Source organism: Streptomyces wedmorensis, from assembly GCF_000716445.1.
Taxonomy (GTDB): Bacteria; Actinomycetota; Actinomycetes; order Streptomycetales; family Streptomycetaceae; genus Streptomyces; species Streptomyces wedmorensis.
Genome location: NZ_JNWK01000240.1, coordinates 1 through 213, shown reverse-complemented (window position 1 = coordinate 213; position 213 = coordinate 1). Strand labels below are relative to the sequence as shown.

Genomic DNA, 213 nt, shown 5'->3' with positions numbered 1-213 from the left:
CTTGACCTGTTCGGCCTCGGCGCGGAGGCGCTGGGCTTCCTGTTCGGTCGTCTCCATGAGCTCGACCGCTTCGGCGGTGAGCCGTTCGGCTTCGGCGGTGGCTTCGCCGATGAGGGTGTCGGCCTGTTCGGCGGCGTCGGCGCGGCGCTTGTCGGCGGCCTTGCGGGCGTCGTCGAGGACCTTCTCGCTGTCGGCGATGGCGGCGTCGCGCAG

General features: G+C 71.8%; 1 protein-coding gene. It reads right to left on the bottom strand.

Features of this window, described 5'->3' with window-relative positions; translation table 11 throughout:
• A partial coding sequence (locus tag OO54_RS41265; protein ID WP_033213074.1) for a hypothetical protein occupies positions 1 to 213 on the bottom strand: 213 nt, incomplete at both ends.